Source organism: Helicobacter cappadocius (assembly GCF_030688855.1).
Classification (GTDB): domain Bacteria; phylum Campylobacterota; class Campylobacteria; order Campylobacterales; family Helicobacteraceae; genus Helicobacter_J; species Helicobacter_J cappadocius.
This window is the reverse complement of the sequence record NZ_JAUYZK010000021.1, coordinates 1-3,024: the sequence shown is the minus strand read 5'-3', so window position 1 is coordinate 3,024 and position 3,024 is coordinate 1. Positions and strand designations below refer to the sequence as shown.

The 3,024-nt window shown below is 36.2% G+C and carries 1 protein-coding gene; it reads right to left on the bottom strand.

Annotated features, from left to right (window positions below; translation table 11 throughout):
• The coding region (locus tag Q5I06_RS08575) for an autotransporter outer membrane beta-barrel domain-containing protein (protein WP_305517785.1) at window positions 1-3,024 on the bottom strand (3,024 nt) is incomplete at both ends.

Sequence of the window (3,024 nt, the reverse complement as noted above, 5' to 3'; positions counted from 1 at the left end):
TGTTTATTTTTACCCTCTGTAATTTGTTTTTCTAAATCACTTACTTTTTTACCAAAGCTAAATCTTGCTCCGACATTGAGGTTATAATCAATATTATAAACCCCTAAGAAGGTTCTGCTCACATCTGCATACAATCTCCAATCATCACTGAGCTTCATATTAGCTCCTAAGGAGAGATTGAGTTTGTTGTTTGCCAAACTTGCCACATCAATAGGAGCAAAGCTTGAAGCTACACCTACTTGTTGAGACAAGCTCACTTCTCCACCTGTATTGAGTTCATTGATATAAGAAAGCCCCACTCTTAGATCTAAAAGCATTCCATTATCATATTTAAAATGTTTGCCTAGCACAGCTCCAACTCTTGAGATAAGTGCGTTATTTCCTGCTAAAGAAGCATTGATAGAAGCGTTATTCATCATGAGATCATAACTATTGCCTCCTATATAGCCATATATCATCTCTAATTGAGGCTCTATGTAATACCCTTGTGTATAAGCATTGCTTGGAGCTTTCATCTTTTTCATTAAAGTATCTAAACTATAGCGATAACCCACTTCTGCTCCAAGTAAAAAAGCATTAGAAGTCAAACTTGAAGTGCTATCACTTAAGAGTGCAGAGTTTTTAATAGAGATTCTATTGCCTAAGTTCAAATATTTAAAAGAAGCATCCACATAAAAACCATTGTCCATTATATAAGTGTTATAAATTCCAATTCCCAGATTTCTTCCAGTAGAACTATAAGCATCCCCTTTAGAAGAAATCATTGAAGCTTCAGCATCCACTCCTAGATAATTCACTCCTCCTGCTACATCAAATTGATAATCATATCCAGCTTGGAGTGTGGTGTAGAAATCTTGATTGTTGCTATTATCACTTCCTAATCCATTGATAATCCTAGCCCATACTCCTTGAGAAGCAGAGTTGTTTCTAAGCTCTCCCATTCTTAAATTCAAATTATTAGTAGCGATTCTAAAATCTCTATAGAAAGTTCCTAATGTGCCAGAGATGGTCTGCACACTAGAAGTATTTGCTGCCACATTAAAGCCTGTGAGATACCAAGACATTGAACTAGGATCAACCATAGAAGCACTAGATGCCCCATCACTTGAAGCTGTATCTGTACTAGATGATGATGAAGGAGTGCTTGTATCACTAGCTGCTATTATTGCTGAACTCAGAGCAGTTGTGCTTGTATCACTAGAGGTTGTAGATGATGTATCACTTGGTGCAGGTGCATCTTCTGATGCTTTAGCATCCTCATCAGGATTTGGCATTTGTGTAGGATTGCCATATTTTGCAGAAACAATAGGATTGATATTATAAAGTCCTTCAGAGTAACCAACGGCTTTGAAGAATTGAGCTTGTATATTAGGCTTACTTGCATCAGTTGATGTAGGATCTGTAACAGTAGCTAGAAGTATTGGAGCTTTGATATCTGTACTTCCTTGTTCTAAATACACTTGTAAAACATTGCTCGTTCTATATCCAATAGATTTAGATGTATCTGTTGAATCAAGTGCAAGAGAATCGATTTTAAGATAATCTGCTGTTTTAGTGGTGGTATCTACACCTAAACGGAAGATAGCATTATCTAAATTCGCACTCTGCACTTCTAATGTAGTGGGGGTAAATTCAGAAGTAGAGCTTAGATCACTTGCCCCTGCAATCATTTTAGCAGCAGTAAAAGCAGTGTCTTGAGCTAATATTCTAGCTCCTCTTAAATCAATGATGCTTCCTGCATTAGAGAAAGTAGAAGAAGCAAGAGCTGCAGCTTGTTCTGCTGGACTATGGTTATAAAAGAGCAAGGAAGCTACAGAAGAATCTCCTGTTACAAGCCAAGAAGATTTAGAATCTGCCCTTGTTTTATCATTGCTCCAATCTCCAAATTTATAATTATTAGTTGTCTTGATAGTTGCTGCACTAGAAGCATCTGTATCTGTTGCTTCAGTGTTAAATGTTTGATTGCTATCATTAATAGTGCCTATTAAAGAAACCCTTCCATTATCCAATCCTTTGATAGAAGCTTTTTTAATCCCATCAGAAGAATTATCTTTGGTATCTAAATTAATATTAGCTATGATAGGAGCACTAGAAGCATCAAAGGCACTAAAATCATAGATGGAATCTTTATTTTTATTGTTGATATCTACAACTGATCCCACTCCGAATTTTGCATTCACTTTAGCTGTTGTGGAAATATCCCCTCTTATAATCACTCCAGTAGAATTATCTCCTGTTCCTAAGTTGATGGTTTGAGAAGTAATATTGGCATTGTCTTTTGCATCTGTGATATTAGCTATGATTGCTGTGCTTCCATTAAAGTTAAAAGTTCCTACATTAGAAGCCTTGCCTTGTGTGTTGCCATCTGTTGTTTCATATCCACCATTTAAGAGATTATCAAAGGTGTTTTGATTGATAATTCCAACATCATCAAAGCTATAGCTAGAATCGCTATCCCCTCCTTGTATAGTAGTAGCAGCTGCACTCACTCCTACTTGGGTTGGAGTGATGTCTTTATTGAAACTTTTATCCCCAGTAAAGACAATGTCTTTTTTGCCATCTCCTTTTAAAGAACCACTTAGATGATAGGTATCATTAAAAGTAGCATCCAAAGTGATGTTTCTATCATAAACAGGACTTTCTTCTGTGCTAGATGAATCCTTGATTTTATTCCAGTTAATATCTCCACTGATAGAAGTTTGAATAAGACCAAGTGTTCCATTTTGAAGTTGCAGAGCTGAGAGGGAATTTCCTTTAGAGTCTTTTTGGTCGTAATTAGTTGCATTGATGGTTTTATTCAATACATCATAGAAATCTTTTTCACCTGTGCTTCCTTCTGTGCTCACATCAATGTTATTAATATCAATAGAACCCAAATTAGAGAGGGTATAGCTAGAATCTTTTGTTTTATCCCCTTGTAAGATAGAGCCATTCATTTTATACATGCCATTAGCATCTGTGGAAGAACCTCCAAAATCAAAGAGGACATTTTGAATGCCTGATTGTGCTTGATAGCTGTTGTCT